Below are 4,168 nucleotides of genomic sequence, written 5' to 3'. Positions count from 1 at the left end.
TCATCCCGGTGCTGTCGATCAGCACGTCCGCCCGCGCCCGGATCGGGGCCAGCATGTCGATTTCCAGCGCGACACCTTCTGCGGGTTCGGTGGTGGGCGAAAGCGGGTGGCGACGGCGGGTTTCGCGGTAGCGGCGCACCAGCTCATCGGGCTGGCAGTCAAGATAGAGAACCTCTAGCGCCAATGTCGGGTCACGAGTCAGCCGGTCTATCAACTCGATCAGGTTCGAGGCGGAGAAATCGCGATTGCGCACGTCGATGCCAAGCGCGACAGGGCGCACGATCGGCGGCCCGAAAAGCAGCCGCGGCACGAAGCTGAGCGGCAGATTGTCGATTGGTTCGTATCCAAGATCTTCAAGCGCGGTGATCGCTGTGGTGCGCCCCGCCCCCGAAGCGCCGGTAACGAGCACTACGCGCTGCGTCGCCTCGCCCTGCCCGCCTGTGGTGCCCCGCGCTTGCGTCACGCCACCCTTCCCGCCTTGAGATATTGCCATATTGCTGCGGCAAAATGGACGCTTTGCACGCGCAGCACAAGAGGGACCGAGATGCCGCACCATTCAACTTCCCGCGCTGGCGGCAGCCGCTCTGATTCCTCGCGGTCAAGATCGACAGCCAACACCAATTCGGCTTCAGGGCAGGTTTCAGCGCCCAGCAGGCCAAGCCCGCGCGCCTCGATCCGGCCGCGGATCGGTGCGGGGACCGTAGCGATAAGTTTGCCGTCGCGTAGCGTCAGATTGGTGCGATCATCTGCCACCAGCACTGCCCCGAACGCCATGAGTTGCAGCGCAAGGCCCGATTTACCGCTACCCGAACTGCCCGTAATTGCCACCGCGCGCCCCAGATGCGCCACCGTGCTTGCGTGCAGGCAGAGTGGGGCTTTGCTCAAACCGGAAGGCCCACAACAAAGCGGGCCCCCAAAGGCTCCGAGGTCACATCGGCATAGGTCGGGCGGATGTTCTCGGCCCAGATAACGCCGCCATGCGCCTCGACAATCTGTTTGGAAATCGCAAGGCCAAGGCCCGAATGTTCACCGAACTGCCCTGCCGGACGCTCTGAATAGAACCGCTTGAAGATCTTGGTCAAAGCCTGTTCCGGAATACCGGGGCCAGTATCTTCGACTACGATCAGCACGCGGTTTTCGCGCTTACGCGCCCAGACACGCACCGCGTCGCCCTCTTCGCAGAACGAAAGCGCGTTGGTGATGAGGTTCACGAACACCTGCGCCAGCCGCGCCTCAAGCCCGTGAATCATCACCGATTGCGATGGCAGGTCGGTGATGAAATCCACACCGTTCTTGGCGGCCTCCGCCCCGTGATATTCGGTCAGATTGGCGAGCATCTTCAGAAGATCGAAGGATTCCTCTTCTTCCTTCACCAATTCGGCATCAAGCCGCGAGGCGTTGGAAATGTCGCTGACCAGTCGATCGAGGCGGCGCACATCGTGATCGATCACGTTCAACAATTTGGTGCGATGGTCATCGCGTTTGGTGACGTGCAGGCTGGCAACCGCCGAGCGCAAGCTGGCAAGCGGGTTCTTGATTTCATGCGCGACATCGGCGGCAAACTGTTCGTTGGCGTCGATCCGATCATAAAGCGCGGCCACCATACCGCGCATTGCCCCTGAAAGCCGCCCGATCTCATCGGGGCGCGCAGTCAGGTCCGGAATCCGCACGCGGCCGGGGCTCATCTTGCGGGCGTGCTTGTCGCGGCCAATTTCTGCGGCGGCGGCAAGGTCGGAAAGCGGGTTGGCAATGGTTGAGGCCAGCACCAAGCTCAAGCCAATCGACACGATGATGGCGATCACGAAGACTTGCAGCACCTGCTCGCGTTCGACGCGCACCAGATCGTCGATCACGCCTTCGACCGAGGTCAGCGCCACCACGCCAACCACGCGTCCATCCTGCAAAATCGGGGTCGCTACCGAAAAGGTGGTTTCACCCGTGGCGCTGCGCCCGGTGCTGATCCGGGTGGTGCCAGACAGGGCCGTTGGCAAAAGCGCCCGCACCGAGGCTTGCGACTCATCGGGTGCGACTTCCGCCTCGGGCGGCGATGAAAACAGCGCCGCCATGCCTTCCCAGATCCGGTTCAGAAAATCGGTGATGACCGTTGGGCGGTCGTCTGCACCAAGCCCTTCGACCACCGTAGAATTGCCCCGCGGCAGGCCAAGAGTGCTGCCAAGCAAGGTTTGCGAGGCATCGTAAACCCGAACCTCGACCCCCTCGGCGCGTTCCAGCGCCGCAAGTGTTGCCGCAACGTCGCTCTGCGCGCCCAAGCCTGCGTCGGCCGCGCCGTCTGCGGGCAGGCCGGCTTCGAACACATTGGCAACCAGACGTGCCTCGGCAACCAGCCCGCTTTCGCGCTGCAACAGCAGGCTGCTACGGAACGGGTTGAGATACAGCACCCCCGCCACCAGCACGACCATGGCCAGCAGGTTGAAGGTGATGATCTTGCGCGCCAGCGGCGATGAATTGAGCAAGACCCAACTGCGCCGCTCGCGGTTCTGGCGCAGTTCGCCATCGACCAGATCGTCGGGGGCAACCCAGTCTTCGCCCAGCACCACATCGGTGTCGGACCTGCGTTTTGACGTCGTCAATCCTATCCCCGCCGCCATGCTCATTCTTCGTTGTAACGATAACCGATCCCGTAAAGCGTTTCGATCGCCGTGAAGTCATCATCAGCCATGCGCATCTTCTTGCGCAGACGCTTGATGTGGCTGTCGATGGTGCGGTCGTCCACATAGACTTGGTCGTCATAGGCCACGTCCATCAACTGGTCGCGGCTTTTCACAAATCCGGGGCGGGTTGCAAGCGCCTGTAGCAGCAGGAACTCGGTCACCGTCAGGGTGACATCGTTACCCTTCCAGGTAACCGAGTGGCGCAGCGGGTCCATGGTGAGTGCGCCACGCACCATCACCTTGGTTTCCTCGGTCGTTGCGACCTCGCCCGTTGCAATCGCGTCTTGGCGGCGCAAAAGCGCGCGAATACGCTCGACCAGCAGGCGCTGGCTGAACGGCTTTTTCACATAATCATCAGCGCCCATGCGCAGGCCAAGAACCTCATCGATCTCATCATCCTTGGAAGTCAGAAAGATCACCGGCATCGTGGTGCGCTGGCGCAGCCGCTGCAAAAGATCCATCCCGTCCATGCGCGGCATCTTGATGTCCAGCACCGCCATATCCGGAAGGCGCTTGTTGAATGCATCATAGGCAGATTGACCGTCATTATAGGTTTCGACTTCGAAGCCCTCTGCTTCGAGCGTCATCGAAACGGAAGTCAGAATATTCCTGTCGTCGTCAACGAGTGCGATCCTCGACATGCTGGGGTCCCTTAACTGCTCTGGGTGCTTCGTTTGTTCTAGTTTTAAGGCATACTCCGCTTTCCACGGGCGGGAATCAACTCTCAAGTACGAATCACCCCCTTCCGGCGAATCAGCAGGCCCGAAAAAACCGAATCTTTGACTAATTTGTCGCACCTTTAAGGACTTGTCGCACAAAGCGCATTTGGTTGCGCTAACCCGAACAAACCCTTCTGTTCCTTCCTTTTCGCTGCGTGGTATAGGAGCGGCATTCGCGGCCAAACTCATGCGTCGGCGGATCGGCAGCCCCCGGGAGAGGACTGCCGGGTCACACCCTTTGAACCGCCGCACGACGGCATCGGGAGCAGAAAAGATGAGCATCGGACGCGTCAACCCGGCGAACCGACTGGAAGATCAAGGTATCACCGGCCTTGGCACTGTTCACTACAACCTGATCGAGCCGCAGCTCGTTGAGGCCGCACTCAAGCGCGGCGAAGGAACGCTCGGAAAGGGCGGTGCGTTCTATTGCACGACCGGCAAGCACACCGGCCGTTCACCGAAAGACAAGTTCGTCGTTCGCACCCCCGAGGTGGAAGAATCCATCTGGTGGGAAAACAACGCGCCGATGGCGCCTGATGCCTTTGACAGGCTGCACGCCGACATGCTGGCGCACCTCAAGGGCCGCGAAGTTTTTGTACAAGACCTTTACGGCGGTGCCGACCTTGAGCATCGGCTGGATGTACGCATCGTGACCGAACTCGCGTGGCAGGGCCTTTTCATCCGCCACATGCTGCGCCGCCCCGCCCGCCATGAACTTGATGGCTTTGTGCCCGAGTTCACCATCATCGACGCGCCCTCGTTCAAGGCAGATCCGGC

The 4,168-nt window shown here is 61.0% G+C and carries 5 protein-coding genes; 1 reads left to right on the top strand and 4 read right to left on the bottom strand.

What is annotated here, in order from left to right; all coding sequences use genetic code 11:
- From ABY403_RS14165 to ABY403_RS14150, 4 genes are all read right to left on the bottom strand, one after another.
- Nucleotides 1-463 (bottom strand): RNase adapter RapZ (locus ABY403_RS14165; protein WP_372841474.1); only part of this gene is annotated, 463 nt, incomplete at its 3' end.
- A complete protein-coding gene (locus tag ABY403_RS14160) occupies nucleotides 460-885 on the bottom strand; it encodes an HPr kinase/phosphorylase (RefSeq protein WP_372841473.1) in 426 nt (141 codons plus the stop codon). The genes ABY403_RS14165 and ABY403_RS14160, both read right to left, overlap by 4 nt.
- Nucleotides 882-2,615, bottom strand: a complete 1,734-nt coding sequence (locus ABY403_RS14155) for a sensor N-terminal transmembrane domain-containing protein (protein ID WP_372841472.1) — start codon at nucleotides 2,613-2,615, stop codon at nucleotides 882-884. The genes ABY403_RS14160 and ABY403_RS14155 overlap by 4 nt, the downstream gene beginning before the upstream one ends.
- Entirely contained in the window at nucleotides 2,612-3,313 is a 702-nt protein-coding gene (locus ABY403_RS14150) for a response regulator transcription factor (protein ID WP_372841471.1), read from the bottom strand. Before ABY403_RS14150 ends, ABY403_RS14155 begins: the two co-directional genes overlap by 4 nt.
- 352 nt (nucleotides 3,314-3,665) lie before the next feature.
- Between ABY403_RS14150 and ABY403_RS14145 the strand changes: the two genes are divergently transcribed.
- Nucleotides 3,666-4,168 (top strand): phosphoenolpyruvate carboxykinase (ATP) (locus ABY403_RS14145; RefSeq protein ID WP_372841470.1); only part of this gene is annotated, 503 nt, incomplete at its 3' end.

It is taken from the genome of Phaeovulum sp. (assembly GCF_041596715.1).
Classification (GTDB): domain Bacteria; phylum Pseudomonadota; class Alphaproteobacteria; order Rhodobacterales; family Rhodobacteraceae; genus UBA6213.
This window is presented reverse-complemented; position numbering and strand designations above follow the sequence as displayed.